Raw genomic sequence first — 18,086 nt, 5'->3', positions numbered from 1 at the left:
GAGCGCAGCCGGATCACCGACCGTAGGACAGCCGCCTGCTCTGGTCGGCCACGGCCTCGAGGTCCTCGTCGGTCAGCACCGCGGGTGTGCCGAGGGTGCGAGCCGCCAGATAGACGTCGCACACCCACTCGGTGAGGCAGGCGTGTTCGACGGCCTCGGCCAGCGACCGCGCGCTGCTGACGGCGCCGTGGTTGCGCATCAGCACGGTGCCGTGCCCCCGGCCGACGGCGTCGCCCACCGCCTCGGCCAGTGCGTCGGAGCCGAACAGCAGGTAGGGGATGGTCGGGATGCGGCCGCCCAGCCGGAGCAGGTTGTAGTGCACCAGCGGTATCTCGTCGCACACCAGGCCGACGGCCACCGAGCTGCGACCGTGGGTGTGGACGACGGCCGTGGCCGCAGAGCGGCGGTAGATCCCGAGGTGGAGTCCCGTCTCCGACGACGGCCTGGCACCGTCGATGACGTCGCCCCCGAGGTCGACGACGGTGACGTCACCAGGCTCGGCGGTCTCGAAGCGCATCCCGGCACGGGTGATCAGGACGTGGTCGTCCGATCGAACGCTGACGTTGCCGGCGCCTGCCAAAGCCACGCCGTGGCCTGCCAATTCGCGACACCGTGCCGCCACGTCGGCGCGCAGCGACCGAAGGTCGGTCACGAGTTCAGATACCGGACCCGAAGTGCGCTGAATGCGCCGTCGAGACCGGTGAGCGCCATGTCCAGGTCGCCGTCCGTCATCGCCGCGGAGACGAACCAGTTGTGCTTCGGGTGGACGTAGACCCCTCGCGCCTGCGCCTCGGCGCTGAACGCGACGGACATCTCGTAGTCGGTGTCGTTGGCGAACAACAGGTTCGGCATCTGTGAGGGCCCGGTGTAGTGCACGTCGAAGCCCCACTTGGATGCGCTTTCGACGACGCCGTCGCGGAGCCGGACGCCGAGGTCGCGCATGCGGGACACGGAGTCACGTCTGCCGAGTTCGCTGATGGTCGCCAGGCCGGCGGCCATGTCGACGGCGCCCATCCAGAACGACCCGGTGACGAAGATGCCGCCCGCCGCGTCGCGGTAGCGGTCGGTGCCGGTGACCGCGGCCAACGCGTATCCGTTCGCGATCGACTTGCTCCACGGCGTCAGATCGACCGGAACCCCAAGGGGTTCCCAGCTGCCGCCGTGATGAATGCGGAAGCCCGCGCGCACGTCGTCGAGGATGAGTGCCGCGCCGATCTCGTCGCAGTAGGCCCGGACGTCATGGGCGAAGGTCGGGTCGACGAGTTCCTGGTCGAACCCGGCATCGTGCCGGAACGGGCTGACGATGATCGCGGCTATGTCGTCGGCGTGCTCGCCGACGGCCGCGCGGACGGATCCGATGTCGTTGAACCGGAACTGCAGCAGGTTCGCGCGGTCCGCGGCGGTGACGCCCGCGGGGAACGGAGTACACCAGGGGGCGGCGCCGTGGTACGCGCCCTCGGCGACCAGGATCATCTTGCGGCCGGTCGCGGCGCGCGCGATCGTGCAGCACATCGTGGTGGCATCGGTACCGTTCTTGGCGAACATCGCCCAGTCGGCATCGGCGACGGTGTCGACCATGGCCTCGGCCAGCTCCACCATGACGGGGGCCGGACCGTTGAGGCAATCACCCTGTCGGCGCTGCCGTTCGGCCGCTTCCTCGACCACCGGATCACAGTGGCCGAGGATGACCGGACCCCAGCTGCACATGAGGTCGACGTACTCGTTGCCGTCGGCGTCCCACAGGCGCGCTCCCCGCGACCGGCTGATGAACTGCGGTATGGCCGGGAAGGCGTTCATGTTCTGGTGGCCGTACATGCCGTTGGGCACGACGGCCTTCGCGCGGCGGCGCAGCTCGGTGTCGGCACTGCGCTGACGCCGATCCGACGCGACGTCGATGTTCGTGGTCACGGTGTTTCCCCTCTGCAGCAGTGAATCTGGATCATGCGTCGACCGCGGTGTTCAGGTGGCCGCCGATCCGGCGGCCGGCCTCGGGATGGGCGTCGGCGATCAGCGCCAGGACGCCACCGAGGTCCTCGATGCCCGCGTCCGATCCGAGGCCGGAGGCCACCAGGGCGCCACAGGCGGAACCCAGGAGGGCGGCGTCCTCCGGGGTGCATCCGGACAGCAGGCCGGCGATCATGCCGGCGTTGAACGAGTCACCGCAGCCGGTGGTGTCGACGACGGTGGTCGGCAGTGCGGGTACCGCGACGGGTTCGGCGTCGCGGCGCACCAGCAGCGCGCCGTCTTCGCCCACGGTGACCGCGACGGCTCCGACGCCGCGGTCGAGCAGCGCGTGGGCGGCGCCGACGACGTCGTCGATGCCGGTGAGCCCGCGCAGCTGCTGATCGTTGGGCATGAACCAGTCGATCAGTGGCAACAACGGCGTGAGCAGGTCGAGGGTCTCGGGTCGGCCCGGGTAGAGCAGGTCGACGAAGATCGGGATGCGTGCCGCACGGACCGCGCCGAGGAGTGCGATGCCGTCCGAATCCAGCAGCAGCGGAGTAGTTTCCGGCCCTCCGAAGAGCACCGCGTCGGCGGCGAGCAGAGCCGTGCCGTCCACGTCGGCGGGCAGCAGCGACGCCATAGCCCCCGGAACGTGGAGTGCGGGCCGTTCCCCGTTGGGCCGGATGGGCAGGATCGTCGACGCCGTCTTCTGGCCGGGGCGAGTCACCAGTCCCGCGGTGTCGACGCCGTACTCCCGGAGTTGCGTGACGAGCAGCCGCCCGAGGACGTCGTCGCCGATGGCCGCGAACGACGACACCGTGACGCCCAGCTTCGCGAGGTCGACGGCCGCCCCGCCGCCGGTGCCGGCGACCGTCACTCGGATCTCGTCGAGGACGACGCTGCCCTGGCCCGCCGGAATCTCCGTCACCGGGCGCCCGAGGACGTCGATCAGGTGCGGGCCGATGACCGCCACGGCACTCACGGCTCGGCTCGTTCCTCGGCGGTGGGCGCCGGCGCGGAGTCGAAGTCGACGACGAGGTCGCGGCGGAAGTGGTGCACGACGAGACCGATGACGAAGGCCAGCGGAATGCACCAGGGCAGCAGATTCGGGAGCGTGTCCTCGGTGCCCGTCAGGACGGAGTAGTTGGCGATGATGAGCCCGGTGGCCGTCAGCAGCCCGAGTGCACCGATCGACGGAGCCAGCAGCGTCTTCCACAGTCGCCGGTCCTTCCGTTTGCGGAAGAACACCACCACGGTGACGGCGACCGCGCCCTGCATCGCGACGATGCCGACGGTGAACAGTCCTCCCAGGCTGGTGTAGACGCCGAGGTAGGGGTCGGCGCCGAGGAGCACGAAGGCGGCGACCAGCACGGCCGTCAGGACGGACAGGGCCTCGCTGGCGCGGGCCGGTCCCCGGTAGCGAGGGTGCAGTATGCCCAGGAACCGCGGCATCGTTCCCTGGGCGCCCATGGTCTGCAGGTAGCGCGTCGTCGCGTTGTGCAGCGCCACCAGCGACGCAAGGACGCTGGTGAGGAAGAAGATCTGCATGAGCGTCGTCAGCAGGGGTCCGCCCTGCTCACCCGAGAGGGTGAACAGTAGGTCGCCCTGCGCCTCGTTGGCCACGGGCACGATCTGGCCGACGCCGACCGAGCCGACGATGAGCCACACCGTGAGGAAGTAGAACACCGAGATGACGCCGACGCACAGGTAGATGGCTCGCGGCACCGTCTTGCCGGGGTTGCGGGCCTCGTTGGCGTAGATGACCGCGGATTCGATGCCGATGAACGAGGTGAACGCGATCATGAGCGCCGGTCCGACGCTGCCGGAGAACACCTGCTTCGGGGAGAACACCTCGAGCGGAAACGCCGAGAGTCCGCTGTGCGAGAGGATCAGGACGTCGAGCACGATCAGCATCGCGAACTCCGCGACGATCATGACCAGCAGGACCTTCGCGCTCAGGTCGGCGGCGTAGCGACCGATCGTGCCGACGATGACCATGGCGACGATCGAATACAGCCACCAGGGCAGGTCCAGGCCGTGCGGTTGCGCGATGACGTCGGCGAAGTAGCCGGCCGCGGCCGTGATGGCGATCGTCCCCGAGCCGTACGCCACGGTGGTGGCGTAGGCCGCGCCGAGCCCCGCGCCAGGTCCGAAGCCTGCGTGCACATAGCGCGCGAAGCCGCCGCCCCCGGGAACCGCACGGTTGATGGCGACATAGCCGGCCGCGAAGCACGCGAGGACCAGTCCCGCCACCAGGAAGATGATGGGAAGACCTGCGCCGTTGCCGAGGGTGAAGCCGATCGGCGTGTTGCCGATGACCGATCCCAGGGGCGCCGCGCAGGCGATGACGAGGAGCGCGACCCGGCCGGTGCCGAGATTGGCCTTGAACTGCGTGGTACCGGTCGGGGTGTGGGCGTCCGTGGACGCTACGGGCGCGGCGTCCGGTGCGTGTGCTGACATTCGTCTTCTCCCAGGCGGTCTCGCGGGGTTGTCGTGCCGGATGGCGGGCTGCGCTCCGGCTCGTCGGTGACCTGGATCGCACGCTCTAGGGAACAGTAGACGGACGTCCGAAATAGAACAAGGCTCAGCGGGCGTGTTAACCGGATGGAAACTCGGGGCCGAGCCGAGCGCCGTCGGAGATGGTTGTCGGCGCCTCGAACGTCGCCGTAGATGTCGGACCCCTCTGCGATAATTGGTTCATGTCCAGCACGGCAACGCCTTTGGTCTCGACGGCCAACCCGGCCGAGCATTTGGACGCATTGTTCGGCGAGTTGTCCGAGCTGACCGGGCAGCGCAACGCCATCGACGGACGCATCGTCGACATCGTCGCCGAGATCGACGGCGACCACCTCTGGGGCGCCACCGGCTGCCGCTCCATCTCCGCCCTGGTCGCCTGGAAGACCGGCATCGCCCCCCGCAACGCCGACACCGTCGTCGCCATCGCCCAGCGTGTCGACGAGTTCCCCCGCTGCGTCGCCGGGCTGCGGGAGGGCCGGCTGTCCCTCGACCAGGTCGGCGTCATCGCCGAACGCGCCGCCGACGGCTCCGACGACCACTACGCCGACCTTGCCGCCGTCGCCACCGTCACCCAACTGCGCACCGCGGTGAAGCTCGAACCGCGACCCGACCCGGGACCGAAACCCGAACCACCGCCGGCGTTCGTCAAGACCGACATCCCCGGCGAAGACCACGTCACCTGGAAGATCCGACTGCCCCGCCTCGACGCCGCAAAATTCGAGGCGGCCCACCAGTCCCACCTCGATGCCCTGATCTCCGACTGGAAGCGCGACCGCGAGAACAACCCCCGGGCGGGTGATCAGGCTCCACCGATGCCGACCACCATCGACGCCTTCATGTCCCTGATCGAGGCAGGCTGGGACACCGACGTCGCACGCCGACCCCACGGACAACGCACCACCGTCGTCGTGCACGTCGACGTCGACACACCCGCCGCCGCACTGCACCTCGGCCCGCTACTGTCCGACGACGAACGCCGTGAACTACTCTGCGACGCCACCTGCGAAGTCTGGTTCCAACGCCACGGCCAGCCCATCGGCGCCGGACGGACCACCCGCACCGTCAGCCGACGGCTACGCCGCGTTCTCGAGCACCGCGACCGGGGCTGCGTGGTCCCCGGCTGCGGCGCCACCCGCGGCCTGCACGCCCACCACCTCGTCCACTGGGAGGACGGCGGCCCCACCGAACCATCGAACCTGGTACTACTGTGCCCCTTCCACCACCGGCTGCACCACAGCGGCGGCATCACCCTCACCGGCCCCGCCGAGCACCTCGTCGTCGCCGACGCCGACGGCCGCGAACTCACCGGGGCATCGCTGGCCCGACCACCCACCACGCCACCACCGGACGTCCCACCGTGTCCGGGACCGCTCGGCGAACGCGCCCAATGGTGGTGGTACACACCCTTCGAACCACCACCGACCAGCGACAACTAGTCCGAGCGTCGGGTCAGGCTCCGGGGCGCTCGAGCAGCGGGTTGCGGTCGCTCGCCACGACGTGACCCGGTTCGGCGCCGGGGATGAACTTGCGCCAGTCCCCGCTGACCATGGTCGGGCTGGGGACCACCTTGGTGCCATCGGCGAAGTACGTCGTCGCCAGCACGACGCGGGCGGCGGTGGTCAGGTTGGCGCCGGCGGTGTGGAAGCAGCTGGCGGCGTGGAAGCTCACCTCGCCCGCCTCGAACGGCCCGTCCTCGACCTGAACGGCTTGCGCCCGAAGCACTTCGGATACGCCGCGGTCGTACGAGGTGCCGTGCTTGTCGAACTCGAGGTCCTCGACGAGGTCGGCGACGTCGGCACCGCGGGCGAAGGCCAACGGCCCCATCTCGCGCGGCGTGGGTTGCAGCGGGATCCACGCCGTCAACACGTCGGGCGAGTCCAGCGGGAAGTGGTGGGCGTCGTAGTGCCACGGGGTGCGCCCGGCTCCGGGCTCCTTGGACAGCGCATTGTCGTGGTAGAGCCGAACCTGACCGGTGCCGAGCAGGGCCGCGCCGATGCCACCGATGCGCGGCGAGAGGACCGCGGCCCGGACGAGGTCGTCCTCCAGCCACATCATCTCCCGGCTCTGGAAACCCACTGCAGGATCGACGGATTCGTCGAGCATCTCGCGCAGCCGGATCCGTAGGCGCTCCACCGTGCCGGGTGTCAGCACACCCGGCAGCTTGATGAACGCGTCCGTCTGGAACTGCCGGAACTGCGCAGCGGTGACCGGGTAGGGCTCGGCGAGTTCGGCGAGGATCTCGTCGTCGGACGGCAGGGGGCCGGGATCGTGCGGCGGCGGGTCGACGAACGGGCCGTCGGGGACGGGACCGTCGGCGAGCGACATGTACCAGTCCCACCACTGGTCGTTGCCGCGGTCCCACTCGACGGCGACGTCGGATGCCGTTCCCGCCGCGGTGGTCTCGGACAGGTGCGGGTTGCGGATCACGGTTGCGTCCAGGTGATGAGGTGGGCTTCGTGCTCGAATTCGTACGTGCCGTCCGACGCGCGGCAGCCGGCCAGGTAGGCGCCGAGCTCGTCGCCGGCCTCCATCTGGTCGAGCGACACCGAGTCGTCGAAGGCGCAGCGCTGCAGGAATCCCTCGGCGACGGCGCGGTCGGACGTTCCCGTTCGGTAGTGCAGCACCTCGACCTCGACCGGCGCTCCCGCCGCGCGAAGTGCTTCCGCGACGCCCTCGGCGTCGGTGTAGGGCGTGGCGTCCGGGGAGAACGAGGAGCGGTAGGCGTCGTAGAACGTCAGGTAGTGCGACCGCGACGACGCCTGCGCGACGGCCCCGAACCCACCCGGGCGGAGGGCGCCGACCATCCGGGCCACACCGGCTGCCAGTTCCGCGGGAGGTAGCGCGTACAGCGCGTGGGTGGCCCAGGCGACGTCATAGCCGGTGCCGGTGAAGTCCTGCAGGAACACCTCGTGCTCGGCCGCGGCGACGAACGGCGGTGCGAGGACCGCCTTCGCCTCGGCGATGCTGAAGGCCGACGGATCCAGCAGGTCGACCTCGACGACGGGCTCGGTGGGGAGGCCGGCCGCCAGCAGCGCCGAGGGGAACTTCCCGCTTCCGCAGGCGACGTCGAGCAGCCGCACCCGGCCGTCCACCGCATGGGCGTTCAGGTCGGCGGCCCAGTCGCGGGCGCCGACGAGCTGCCGGTAATCCTCGGTCGCCAGGGCGTAGAAGGCCTGCATCTCGGTCCGGCCGGCTTCGCTCCAGTGGTCCAGACTCCGCTGGGCGGTATCGGGTCGGTTCATCGCTCCAGCCAACCACGGATCCGCGGGGCGGTTTCTTACGCAACGGTGTCGAAGTGGTGCTTTGGTCTGGCAAAGCCGATTTTCAGTGAACACTGGCGGTGGTGACAGTGATGGGGCCGCCCCTGCCCCTCGATGGACTACGGGCCCGAATCCTCGATCGACCGGCGCTACCGGCGCTGTCGCCGGAGCGATACGCACACACCCACGCGCTGTACGAGGCCGCCAGTGATCAACGGTCGCGGCTGCAATCGTGGCTGGCCACCGCCCTGCCGCCGATGCTCGGTGACTGCGATCCGGTGCGGGTCGTCGGCGTGGGCGTCGGTGACGGCAGCGTGGATGCGCCGCTGGCCGAGGCCCTGTCCGCGGGTGGCCGCCGGGTCCGCTACACCGGCGTCGAGCCGCATCCGCCGTCGGCGGCACGATTCGCCTCACGGCTGAACGCGCTCGAGGTCGACACTCTCACCCCGACCGTCGTCATCGGTGACTTCGCCGACCACGACGCCGGCCACCCCGCCGACCTCGTCCACTTCGTCCATTCGCTGTATTACGTCGCGGACCTCTCGGTGGCGCTGGACCACGCAATCGGCATGGTCCGTCCCGGAGGCCTGCTCGTGACCGCGATCGCGCCGTTGCAGCCGTTGTGTTCCCTGACCGAGATGCTCTGCCCATGGGCCGGGCTGAAGCCGTGGTTCGCCGAGGACGTCCAGGCGGAACTGGAGTCGCGCGGGCTGACGACCCGCACCGAGACCATCGTCGGACACCTCGACGCCCGCGACGTGCTTGACGACTCGCTCGGACGGGGCGAGGCCGTGCTGGACTTCCTCATCGGAGCCCGTTCGCGCGCACTCGCACCCGCCGCCCGCGAGCAGCTGCTCGACTACCTTCGCGAGATCTCGCTGCCCGGCCGGCCCGGCGTGCTGCCGCATCCCGTCGACGTCCTGCTCACCCGGGTGCCCTGACGTCGGACGCCTCGCTTACTTGACACGGCGTCGACTTCGAGCTGACACTGTGTCGAGTACGCCGAAGTGGCGTGCTGCACATGCATCGGAGGCAGCCATGACGACGTTCTTCATCACGGGAGTGAGCAGCGGCCTGGGCCGCGCCTTCGCGGCGGGGGCCCTCGAGGCCGGGCATCGCGTGGTCGGAACGGTGCGCAGGCCCGAGGACGTCGAGACGTTCGAGGCGCTGTCGTCCGACCGGGCCCACGCCCGCGTCCTCGACGTGACCGACGACGACGCCGTGGTCCGGACGGTGGACGAGGTCGAGTCGAACGTCGGCCCCATCGACGTCGTGATCGCCAATGCCGGCTACGGCGTGGAGGGGACCTTCGAGGAGACGCCGCTGTCCGACCTGCGAGCGCAGTTCGCGACGAACGTGTTCGGCGTGGCGGCGACCCTGCAGGCCGCCCTGCCCCACATGCGCCGGCGCCGCGCCGGCCACCTGATGGCGGTCACGTCGATGGGGGGACTGATGGCCGTCCCCGGGATGTCCGCCTACTGCGCCAGCAAGTTCGCCGTCGAAGGTCTGCTGGAGAGCCTCCGCAAGGAGGTCGCGTCGTTCGGGATCGCCGTCACCGCGATCGAGCCGGGCTCGTTCCGCACGGACTGGGCGGGCCGGTCGATGACCCGTGCCGAACGGACCATCGAGGATTACGACGCACTGTTCGACCCGATCCGTGCCGCTCGCGTGGAGGCCAGCGGCAACCAACTGGGCAATCCCGCAAAGGCAGCCGAGGCGGTACTCGCGATACTGGGCGAGTCGGAGCCGCCCGCACACCTCGTGCTCGGCTCGGATGCCCTGCGGCTGATCGGTGCCGCGCGCGTCGCAGTCGACGAGGACATCCGACGGTGGGAAAGTCTCTCGCGCAGCACCGATTTCGGCGACGGCGCCCAACTGGCCGCCTCGTGACGGCGATCGCGTCGGGCGCGCGCCGGTGACCAAGTCCTGGCCCTCGCGCCGCACGGCACCCGCCGTGCGCAAGGGTGACCTGCGTGAGCGGCAGATCCTCGACGCCGCCGAGACGCTGCTCGTCACGCGCGGCTATGCGGACATGACGGTGAGCGACATCGCCGCCGCCGCAGGACTCACCCGTGGGGCGCTGTACTTCTACTTCGCCTCCAAGCAGGACGTGCTGATCGCCCTCGTGGCGCGGACCGTTCAGGCCCTGCAGGAGAAGTCGGCCGCTGCGTCGACCGCCACCGGCCCGGTGGAGGAGGTCGTGTCCACCACGCTGGAACGCACCGCTGCGCTGTGGCGGGAACACGGTCCGGTGATGCGCGCGGCGGTGGATCTCAGCTCCACCGTGCCCGACATCGACGAGCTGTGGACGGGGACGGCCGACGTCTTCGCCGAGGCCATCGCCGCTGTCCTGCAACGCGCGGGGACACCGCCCGGGGACGGGCCCGGCGATGCGGCCGCCCTCGGCCACGCCCTGTGCTGGATGATCGAGCGCACGTTCTACCAGGCCACCAGGACCTCGGACGACGGCCTGGACGATGCCACCCAGACCTGCAGGACGGTGTGGCTACACGTGATGAACACGGGCTCGGCGGGCTGAGCAATCACGACCATCGAGCGTCGGTGGCGTGAACAAAACGAGCACAAGCTGGCGTCTTCGTCACCAGCCCCCGACGATGGAGTGACATCGCCAAGCGAAGGGCTCCACGAGTGACGGTTTCACCGCAGTTGACGGAACGACTCCGTAAGCCGCATTGGTCACTGGCCAGAACGTGGCTGCTGCAGCCGGGCATCCCGGACGGCGAGGCGGCCTACGACGCCGCTGTCGCCGGTGCCGCGGACGCGGTCGTCCTCGACATCGAAGATGGCCTGCCCGACGCGCAGAAGGCGGCCGGTCGGCAGTCGGTCGCCGGGTGGCTGGATGGCGGGAACTCGGCGTGGGTGCGGATCAACGGCGTCGGTACGCCCGGCTGGTCGGCCGATCTCGCGGCCCTTAGCGACGTTTCGGGACTCACCGGCGTCATGCTGGCCAAGGCCGAATCCCCCGACGACGTCGCCTCGACGGCCGCCCGGCTGCCCGCCGGCACGCCGGTGGTGGCGCTGGTCGAGTCGGCGCTGGGCATGGAGGCGGTCTCGGAGATCGCGCGGACGCCCGGGTGCTCACGAATTGCGTTCGGCGTGGGCGACTTCCGACGCGACACCGGCATGAGCAGCGACCCCACGGTGCTGGCCTATGCGCGGTCCCGGCTCGTCATCGCCAGCCGCGCCGCAGGATTGCCTGCCCCGATCGACGGACCGACCCTGCGCGATCAGACGCGTCACCTCGCCCGCGAGACCGCGGTCGCCAAGGCCGCGGGCATGACCGGACGGCTCTGCCTGGTCCTCGACCACGCCGAGACCATCAACAGCCTGCTGAGCCCCTCACCGCTCGAGATCGACGAGGCCCGCGCCACCCTCGCTCGCCTCGATGCCCCCACCGGGCCCTACGACGGCAGCGTCGGTCCTACCCGTGCCCGTGCCGAAGCCGTGCTCGACCTCGCCGAGAAGCTCGGTCTCGGCTGAGCCATCGCATTGTGCTGAGCACAACGTGAACTCCCACTAACATCTCCCGGGCGTGCAGCGCCGCTGCGCCGTTCGAACCACCATTCGACGTGGGAGATGGTCATGGCGAAGCTGGACGACGTCGAGGCTGCGGCCCCGTCGATTCGCGAACTCACCGTCCGGGGCGTGGTGCTCGGCGGGCTCATCACGCTGGTCTTCACGGCGGCCAACGTCTACCTCGGCCTCAAGGTAGGGCTGACGTTCGCGACCGCCATCCCGGCTGCCGTCATCTCGATGGCGATCCTGCGGTACTTCCGCGGGCACACCATCCTCGAGAACAACATCGTGCAGACGATCGCCTCGGCGGCGGGCACTCTCGCCGCGATCATCTTCGTCCTGCCCGGCCTGATCATGATCGGCTGGTGGTCGGGTTTCCCGTACTGGACCACCGTGGCGGTGTGCATCGTGGGCGGCGTCCTCGGCGTCATGTATTCGGTGCCGCTCCGGCGTGCCCTGGTCACCGGCTCTGACCTGCCGTACCCGGAGGGCGTCGCCGCAGCCGAGGTGCTCAAGGTGGGCGAGGCCGCCGAGGACGACGGCGAGGGCAACCGGCGCAGCCTGCGCGCGATCCTCGTCGGGTCGCTCGTCGCCGCCGGCTTCTCCCTCCTGGCCGCGACCAAGGCGATCCTGAGCGACGTCTCCACCTACTTCCGTCTCGGTGCCGGTGGCTCCACTGTGGGTGCCAGCCTGTCCCTCGCACTCATCGGCGTCGGGCACCTCGTCGGCGTGACGGTCGGCTTCGCGATGATCGTCGGGCTGGTCATCTCCTACTTCATCCTGCTGCCCACGTTGACGTGGGACGCCATCCCCAGCGGCGCGGACGTCACCGACATCGTGTCCAGCACGTTCTCCAGCGACGTGCGCTTCGTCGGTGCGGGCGCCATCGCCATCGCGGCGGTGTGGACGCTGCTCAAGATCCTCGGCCCGATCGTCCGGGGCATCCGCGCGGCCGCCGCCTCGACCAAGGCGCGCCGCGGCGGAGAACGCGTCGAACTGGTCGAACGCGACCTCCCGATATGGATCGTCGGCGGCACCATCGCGCTGTCCCTGATCCCCATCGGATTGCTGCTGTGGTCGTTCCTCGCCAGCACCGACATCACGGACAACCGCGCGCTCATCATCGTGGTGACCCTGGTGTTCGTCGTGTTGATCGGTGCCGTGCTCGCGTCCGTCGCGGGGTACATGGCCGGCCTGATCGGTTCGTCGAACAGCCCGATCTCAGGACTCGGCATCCTCGTCGTCGTCATCGCGTCGCTGGTGCTGGTGCTCGTGCACGGGCGCAGCGACGATCCCTCGCAGACCCTCGGTCTGGTGGCCTACGCGCTGTTCGCCACCGCAATCGTGTTCGGCATCGCCACCATCTCGAACGACAACCTGCAGGACCTCAAGACCGGCCAGCTGGTCGGCGCCACGCCGTGGCGTCAGCAGGTCGCACTGGTCATCGGCGTCATCTTCGGCGGCCTGGTGATCCCGCCGGTCCTCGGCCTGCTCAACACGGCGTTCGGGTTCGTGGGTGCGCCTGGCGCCGGCGAGAACGCGCTCGCCGCACCGCAGGCGGCCCTGATCTCGTCGCTGGCCAAGGGCGTGTTCGGCGGCGATCTCGACTGGGGTCTGCTGGGACTGGGCGCCGCCATCGGCGCGGCCGTCATCCTCGTCGACGAGGTCCTGCGGCGGACGACCAAGTTCGCGCTGCCGCCGCTGGCGGTCGGCATGGGCATGTACCTACCGATGTCGCTGACCCTGATCATCCCGTTCGGCGCGCTGCTCGGCCGGTACTACGACAGGTGGTCCGAACGACGCGGCGGTGACGTCGAACTGAAGAAACGGCTCGGCGTGCTGATGGCGACCGGCCTCATCGTCGGGGAGAGCCTCTTCGGCGTGGTCTTCGCCGGCATCGTCGCCGCCTCGGGGAGCGACGCGCCGCTCGCCCTCGTCGGCGAGGGCTTCGCGAGCTGGGCCGAGATCCTCGGCGTGGTGCTGTTCGTGGCCGTGGTCGCGGGCCTCTACCGGTGGACCCGAAGCTACGCGGGTGCGGCCGACCAGCCGCGGAACCTCCAGGCCTGAGAGCGGAGGTCAGGCAGATTCGACGCGGAACACCGGGCACAGCCCCGCAACGGCGGCGAGCGAATCCGGCGTGACGTCGGGTATGACACCCGCATCACGCATGATCGCCACGCCGTCGGGAGTGACCTCTGGCCACGCGCGGAGGATGGGTTCCGCCGAGGCGGCGTCGAGTTCGACGAGACGGATGCGCTCCTCGGTGCCTGCGACGGAGAGTTCCGCGGTCTCGGCCGCCCGAACGTTGCGGACCCAGTCCGCGCCGGGGAAGCCTCCGACGAGGTAGCGCGAGCCTTCGGTCTCGTACAGCGTGACGGGCGTACGCCGCGGCGTCCCGCTCCGTCGGCCGACGACGGTGAGCACCGCCGCAGATGACTCGGGGTCGGACATGATCTGCGCGTTGACGTCCTTCAGCCACTCCGGCGGGCGGATGGAGAGTCGGGGATCGGTCACGGGCGTCCTCCTCGATCGGCTGTTCCCAGCATGGTCCTACGCCGGCGACAACTCCCTGGAGTACAACGAAGTTCCGGACGCGCTACCTACGCCACCCCCGCATAGGGTCTGAGGGAGTGTGTCCATCACCGTGAGATTCGGAGCGTCGAGATGACCGCAGCGCCCACCGATCGCATCGTGCTCGCGACCTGGCCGACGCCGTTGGAATCCGCGCCGCGACTGGCGGAGGCGATCGGCCTGCGCGCCACCGACCTCTGGATCAAGCGCGACGACCTGACCGGCCTGGCCGGCGGGGGCAACAAGATCCGGAAGCTGGAGTGGACCCTGGCCGCCGCCGTGGCCGAGGGCGCCGACACCGTGATCACCACCGGCGCGCCGCAGTCCAACCACGCGCGTCTCACCGCGGCCGCCGCCGCTCGGCTCGGACTGCATGCCGTGCTCGTCTTCCCCGGCCGCCCCCCGAGTCGACCGGAGGGCAACCTGATCCTCGACGGATTGCTCGGCGCCACCGTGGTGTGGGCGGGCGACGACCCCGATGGGGACACCTCCCCGGAGGACGTCGCCGATCGGCTCCGAGAGGAGGGTCGGCGTCCCTCGATCGTTCCCTTCGGGGGCTCGAATGCCGTCGGCGCACATGGCTATCGGCTCGCGGGGCACGAGATCCTCGACCAGAGGGCCACGGTCGACCACGTGGTGTGCGCGGTCGGTTCCGGCGGAACCATGGCCGGACTCGTCGCCGCGCTCGGGGCGCCGCGGGTGCTCGGAGTGGACACCGGCGCCGTGGCCGACCCGTACGGGCAGGTCGGCGGTCTGCTCGCAGACATGGGCGAGGACGCGCCGGCCACGGCGCTGCGCATCCGCACCGATCAGGTGGGGGAGGGCTACGGCACCCTGACGGCCGGCGCCCGCGCCGCGCTGTCCGTCGCAGCGCGAACGGACGGACTGGTGCTCGACCCGACCTACACGGCGCGGGCGCTGGCCGGGCTGATCCGCGAGGTCGACGACGGCATCATCACGCCCGGGCAGACGGTCGTGTTCCTCGCCAGTGGTGGTCTTCCGGGCCTGTTCGGGCATCCCGACGCGGCCAGCCTGGCCGGCGACCCGCCGGTCGGGTCCGAGGACCGGGAGCAGTGACCGGGCGGGTCCGGCAGGACGGGCGGCGCGAGCTGCTCGCCGGCCTCGACGTCGGCACCACGTCGGTCAAGGCGGTGCTGATGACACCGGACGGAGTCGAGGTCGCCCACGGGCGTGCGCCCACCGTGTGGAGCACGACCGAGCACGGTGTCGAGGCCGACCCGTACGCCATCGCCGATGCTGCGGAGCAGGCGCTCTCCGAAGTGCTTGCCGGCGAGTCCGATTCGACCGTGACGGGGCTCGGCGTCGCCAGCATGGCCGAGGCGGGAATCTTGGTGGGCGCGGACGACACGCCCCTCGCCCCGGTCATCGCCTGGCACGACAGCCGCGACACCGAACAGTTGGCCGACCTCCAGGCCGCCCTGGGTGGGCCGCGGTTCTCGCTGCGTACCGGTCTGCCGCTCTGGACGCAGTGGAGCCTGACGAAACACCGCTGGCTGTACGACCATTCGCCGGAGACCCGCGCCGCCGTGCGCCGCTACAACGTCGCCGAATGGGTCGTGCGGCAGTTGGGTGGCCGGCCCGCGACCGAACTCTCGCTGGCGTCGCGCACCGGGTGGCTCGACCTAGCGACCGGCAGCCCGTGGGACGAGGCCCTCGAGTGGTCACGCGCGTCGAGGAGCATGCTCGGCGAACTCGTCCCGGCGGGAACGTCATTCGGCCGGGTGGCCGCCGATCACGCACTGCGGCAGCTTCGCGGCGCCACCCTCACCGTCGCCGGCCACGACCACCAGGCCGCCGTCATCGGCGCGGGTGCCTACGGCGACAACGACGAACTCGACTCCTGCGGGACGGCCGAGGCGCTGCTCAGGACGATCCCTCCCGCCCTGCCCGACGCCGACGTCGCGATCCTGACCGACGCGGGCATCACCATCGGATGGCACGCCGTACGCGACAGGTGGTGCGTCCTGGGTGCCACGCAGGGTGGCCTGATCCTCCAGCAGGTCATGACCCATCTGGGCGCCGGTCCCGGCGATCTCGCCGAGTTGGACGCCGCCGCGCGCCCATCGGCGCCCGAGGCAGCCACCGTCGACGTCGCCGCCGACGGCGACCCGCCCACCTACGGCGGATCGGACTCCCCGGGCGACGTGTGGCGCGCCGCCACCGACCTGGTGACCCGCCAGGCCCGCGAGCTGAGCGAGGTGATCAGCGGTGCGACCGGCCCGCGTGGTGACCTGGTGGTCACGGGCGGGTGGTCGCACAGCTCGGCGCTGATGGCCGCGAAGGCCACCGCCCTCGGTCCGCTGTGGCGGAGCAGTGCCACCGAGGCGGGTGCACGGGGCGCCGCGTTGGTTGCGGGACTCGCGACCGAGACCTACGCCTCCTACGCCGACATGCCCCGAGCCCCGCGAACCAAGTTCGACGCCGAAAAGCCCAATCATGATGGGACCTGAGACATGACGCTCGTCACCACCGCGCAGCTCGTCGATGCGGCACGGCGAGACGGCCGCGGGATCGCGGCCTTCAACGTGATCACACTCGAGCACGCGGAGGCCATCGCCGCGGGAGCTGAGCGCGCCGGCGCGCCGGCCATCCTGCAGATCAGCGAGAACGCGGTCCGGTACCACCGACGGCTGGAACCGGTGGCGGCCGCCGTCATCGCCGTCGCGACGGCGTCCTCGGCGTCCCTGGCGGTGCACCTCGACCACGTCGAGGACGAGGATCTGCTTCGTCGCGCCGCCGACAGCGGGATCGGCTCGGTGATGTTCGACGCGTCGAAGCTCGACTATCGCGACAACGTCGCCGCGACCCGCGACGCCGCGAGGTGGGCGCACCAGCGGGGGATGTGGCTGGAGGCCGAACTCGGAGAGGTCGGCGGCAAGGACGGGGCACACGCACCCGGCGTCCGCACCGACCCGGACGAGGCCGTACGGTTCGTCGCCGACACCGACGTGGACGCGCTCGCCGTCGCCGTGGGGAGTTCGCATGCGATGGTCGATCGAACTGCGGCGCTGGACATCCCACTGATCACGACCCTGGCGGAGAAGCTGTCCGTCCCGCTGGTTCTGCACGGTTCGTCGGGAGTGCCCGACGCGACCCTCGCCGCGGCCGTCCGGGCCGGGATGGTGAAGGTCAACATCGGGACCATTCTGAACGTCGCGTTCACGACCGCCGTTCGGCACGCCCTGGCGGGCGACGAGGGGATGGTGGACCCGCGTAGGTACCTGGCGCCTGCACGAGACGCCGTCGCCGACGAGGTCACCCGACTCCTCGCGGTGCTGGCGACGTGATCGTCACGGTGACGCCGAATCCCGCGCTGGACCTCACCTACTCGCTGGCCGGCGCGGCGAGCGGCGACGTGGACGTCAACCGCGCCCTCGGGTCGACGCTGGAGGCCAGCGGCAAGGGCGTCAACGTGTCTCGGGCACTCGCCAACGCTGGATTGGACACGTGCGCAGTACTTCCCGCCGGTGGTCCGGCAGGCCGCGCACTGGTCGAACTGCTCGACGACGACGGGGTGGCGCACCTCGTCACACGGCAGGCCGGAGAGACCCGGATCAACACCACCGCCGTGTGGGCCGGCGGGGCCACGCTCAAGCTCAACGGGCCCGGCGCTGCGCTGACCGACGCCGAACGGCGGGACCTGCTCGACCAGACGGCGCGCGCGCTCGACGACGCCCGATCGACGACCGAGGGGACGGTGTGGCTCGCGGTGTGCGGATCCCTGCCGCCCGCCGTCGGTCCCGAACTGATCGCCGAGTTCGTCGACGTGGCGCGTCGGTACGGTGCCAGGTGTGCGGTCGACGCGTCCGGAGCAGCGCTGTCCGCGGCGCTCGACGCCGGGGCGGACCTATTGGCGCCCAACCGATCCGAGCTGGCGGACGTCACGTCGTCCATCCCGCCGAGTGGTTCGATCGGAGAACTCGCCGGCGCCGCGTCGGCCCTGTCCCGACGGACCGGGTCCGCGCTGCTGATCAGTCTGGGACCGCGGGGAGCGCTTCACGCCGACGGCGGACGGGTCCTCCACGGTGAGGGCCCACCCCTGACGCCGGTGAACACCGCCGGTGCCGGAGATGCGCTGCTGGCGGGCTGGTTGGCCGGGGACGGCGACCCCGACGCGCGACTCTCCCGGGCGATCACGTGGAGCCGGTCGGCTTGTCTGCGCGACACCACCGTCGATTCGGCGCCGGGCCGAGGCGACACGGCGGCGATCGCCGTCGTGGACCTCTCGCCGTGACG

The 18,086-nt window shown here is 70.6% G+C and carries 17 protein-coding genes; 10 read left to right on the top strand and 7 right to left on the bottom strand.

The features are described from left to right. Positions 1 to 13: 13 nt before the first annotated feature. The 4 genes from G6N64_RS05220 to G6N64_RS05205 are packed head-to-tail and all read right to left on the bottom strand — an operon-like array spanning position 14 to position 4,404. Positions 14 to 652 (bottom strand): class II aldolase/adducin family protein, encoded by a 639-nt coding sequence (locus G6N64_RS05220; protein WP_163795918.1) that lies wholly within the window; start codon positions 650 to 652, stop codon positions 14 to 16. After that, a complete protein-coding gene (locus G6N64_RS05215) occupies positions 649 to 1,908 on the bottom strand; it encodes an aminotransferase class III-fold pyridoxal phosphate-dependent enzyme (RefSeq protein ID WP_246230956.1) in 1,260 nt (419 codons plus the stop codon). The genes G6N64_RS05220 and G6N64_RS05215 overlap by 4 nt, the downstream gene beginning before the upstream one ends. A 31-nt stretch (positions 1,909 to 1,939) precedes the next feature. Next, a complete protein-coding gene (locus G6N64_RS05210) occupies positions 1,940 to 2,926 on the bottom strand; it encodes a carbohydrate kinase family protein (protein ID WP_197748326.1) in 987 nt (328 codons plus the stop codon). After that, the gene (locus G6N64_RS05205) at positions 2,923 to 4,404 is read right to left on the bottom strand and encodes an APC family permease (protein ID WP_163795917.1); all 1,482 of its coding nucleotides are present in this window, start codon (positions 4,402 to 4,404) and stop codon (positions 2,923 to 2,925) included. Before G6N64_RS05205 ends, G6N64_RS05210 begins: the two co-directional genes overlap by 4 nt. A gap of 239 nt (positions 4,405 to 4,643) precedes the next feature. Here G6N64_RS05205 and G6N64_RS05200 point away from each other — a divergent pair, with 239 nt between their 5' ends. Continuing rightward, positions 4,644 to 5,897, top strand: coding sequence for an HNH endonuclease signature motif containing protein (locus G6N64_RS05200; protein WP_163795916.1), 1,254 nt, complete (start codon positions 4,644 to 4,646; stop codon positions 5,895 to 5,897). A 13-nt stretch (positions 5,898 to 5,910) separates the two neighbouring features. Here G6N64_RS05200 and G6N64_RS05195 read toward each other — a convergent pair whose 3' ends face one another. Continuing rightward, the gene (locus G6N64_RS05195) at positions 5,911 to 6,888 is read right to left on the bottom strand and encodes a phytanoyl-CoA dioxygenase family protein (protein ID WP_197748325.1); all 978 of its coding nucleotides are present in this window, start codon (positions 6,886 to 6,888) and stop codon (positions 5,911 to 5,913) included. Beyond that, positions 6,885 to 7,703, bottom strand: coding sequence for a class I SAM-dependent methyltransferase (locus G6N64_RS05190; protein WP_163795915.1), 819 nt, complete (start codon positions 7,701 to 7,703; stop codon positions 6,885 to 6,887). The genes G6N64_RS05195 and G6N64_RS05190 overlap by 4 nt, the downstream gene beginning before the upstream one ends. A 110-nt stretch (positions 7,704 to 7,813) precedes the next feature. Between G6N64_RS05190 and G6N64_RS05185 the strand changes: the two genes are divergently transcribed. The 5 genes from G6N64_RS05185 to G6N64_RS05165 all read left to right on the top strand — a co-directional run bounded on the left by G6N64_RS05185 (position 7,814) and on the right by G6N64_RS05165 (position 13,325). Next, on the top strand, positions 7,814 to 8,662 hold the full coding sequence (locus G6N64_RS05185) for a class I SAM-dependent methyltransferase (protein WP_246231192.1): 849 nt from the start codon (positions 7,814 to 7,816) through the stop codon (positions 8,660 to 8,662). A gap of 97 nt (positions 8,663 to 8,759) precedes the next feature. Beyond that, positions 8,760 to 9,611, top strand: coding sequence for an oxidoreductase (locus G6N64_RS05180; RefSeq protein ID WP_163795913.1), 852 nt, complete (start codon positions 8,760 to 8,762; stop codon positions 9,609 to 9,611). 25 nt (positions 9,612 to 9,636) lie between these two features. Continuing rightward, positions 9,637 to 10,260, top strand: a complete 624-nt coding sequence (locus tag G6N64_RS05175) for a TetR/AcrR family transcriptional regulator (protein ID WP_163795912.1) — start codon at positions 9,637 to 9,639, stop codon at positions 10,258 to 10,260. 110 nt (positions 10,261 to 10,370) lie between these two features. Beyond that, positions 10,371 to 11,222: an HpcH/HpaI aldolase/citrate lyase family protein gene (locus G6N64_RS05170; RefSeq protein WP_163795911.1), complete on the top strand. Its 852-nt coding sequence runs from the start codon at positions 10,371 to 10,373 to the stop codon at positions 11,220 to 11,222. Between the two features lie 102 nt (positions 11,223 to 11,324). Then, positions 11,325 to 13,325 carry an OPT family oligopeptide transporter gene (locus G6N64_RS05165; protein WP_197748324.1) on the top strand — a complete coding sequence of 667 codons (2,001 nt, stop codon included), beginning with the start codon at positions 11,325 to 11,327 and terminating at the stop codon, positions 13,323 to 13,325. 9 nt (positions 13,326 to 13,334) lie between these two features. Here the strand turns inward: G6N64_RS05165 and G6N64_RS05160 are convergent, their stop codons facing one another. Beyond that, on the bottom strand, positions 13,335 to 13,772 hold the full coding sequence (locus tag G6N64_RS05160) for a nitroreductase family deazaflavin-dependent oxidoreductase (RefSeq protein WP_246230954.1): 438 nt from the start codon (positions 13,770 to 13,772) through the stop codon (positions 13,335 to 13,337). Positions 13,773 to 13,922: 150 nt separating this feature from the next. Between G6N64_RS05160 and G6N64_RS05155 the strand changes: the two genes are divergently transcribed. Genes G6N64_RS05155 through G6N64_RS05140 form a run of 4 tightly spaced genes read left to right on the top strand, consistent with a single transcriptional unit; the run spans position 13,923 to position 18,084 of the window. After that, on the top strand, positions 13,923 to 14,906 hold the full coding sequence (locus G6N64_RS05155; RefSeq protein ID WP_163795909.1) for a pyridoxal-phosphate dependent enzyme: 984 nt from the start codon (positions 13,923 to 13,925) through the stop codon (positions 14,904 to 14,906). Further along, entirely contained in the window at positions 14,903 to 16,300 is a 1,398-nt protein-coding gene (locus G6N64_RS05150) for an FGGY-family carbohydrate kinase (RefSeq protein ID WP_246230952.1), read from the top strand. Before G6N64_RS05155 ends, G6N64_RS05150 begins: the two co-directional genes overlap by 4 nt. A 3-nt stretch (positions 16,301 to 16,303) precedes the next feature. Then, the gene (locus G6N64_RS05145) at positions 16,304 to 17,137 is read left to right on the top strand and encodes a class II fructose-bisphosphate aldolase (protein ID WP_163795908.1); all 834 of its coding nucleotides are present in this window, start codon (positions 16,304 to 16,306) and stop codon (positions 17,135 to 17,137) included. Beyond that, positions 17,134 to 18,084, top strand: coding sequence for a 1-phosphofructokinase family hexose kinase (locus tag G6N64_RS05140; protein ID WP_163795907.1), 951 nt, complete (start codon positions 17,134 to 17,136; stop codon positions 18,082 to 18,084). The genes G6N64_RS05145 and G6N64_RS05140 overlap by 4 nt, the downstream gene beginning before the upstream one ends. Positions 18,085 to 18,086: the final 2 nt, after the last annotated feature.

It is taken from the genome of Mycolicibacterium sediminis (assembly GCF_010731735.1).
GTDB lineage: Bacteria > Actinomycetota > Actinomycetes > Mycobacteriales > Mycobacteriaceae > Mycobacterium > Mycobacterium sediminis.
Note: the sequence above shows the minus strand (reverse complement) of the source record. Positions and strands in the feature narration are given on the sequence as shown.

Bases quoted from the DNA above. Each gene is read 5' to 3' on its own strand.
- G6N64_RS05200 (WP_163795916.1), top strand. From the start codon at position 4,644: ATGTCCAGCACGGCAACGCCTTTGGTCTCGACGGCCAACCCGGCCGAG.
- G6N64_RS05205 (WP_163795917.1), bottom strand. From the start codon at position 4,404: ATGTCAGCACACGCACCGGACGCCGCGCCCGTAGCGTCCACGGACGCC.
- G6N64_RS05180 (WP_163795913.1), top strand. From the start codon at position 8,760: ATGACGACGTTCTTCATCACGGGAGTGAGCAGCGGCCTGGGCCGCGCC.
- G6N64_RS05165 (WP_197748324.1), top strand. From the start codon at position 11,325: ATGGCGAAGCTGGACGACGTCGAGGCTGCGGCCCCGTCGATTCGCGAA.
- G6N64_RS05185 (WP_246231192.1), top strand. From the start codon at position 7,814: ATGGGGCCGCCCCTGCCCCTCGATGGACTACGGGCCCGAATCCTCGAT.
- G6N64_RS05155 (WP_163795909.1), top strand. From the start codon at position 13,923: ATGACCGCAGCGCCCACCGATCGCATCGTGCTCGCGACCTGGCCGACG.
- G6N64_RS05145 (WP_163795908.1), top strand. From the start codon at position 16,304: ATGACGCTCGTCACCACCGCGCAGCTCGTCGATGCGGCACGGCGAGAC.
- G6N64_RS05190 (WP_163795915.1), bottom strand. From the start codon at position 7,703: ATGAACCGACCCGATACCGCCCAGCGGAGTCTGGACCACTGGAGCGAA.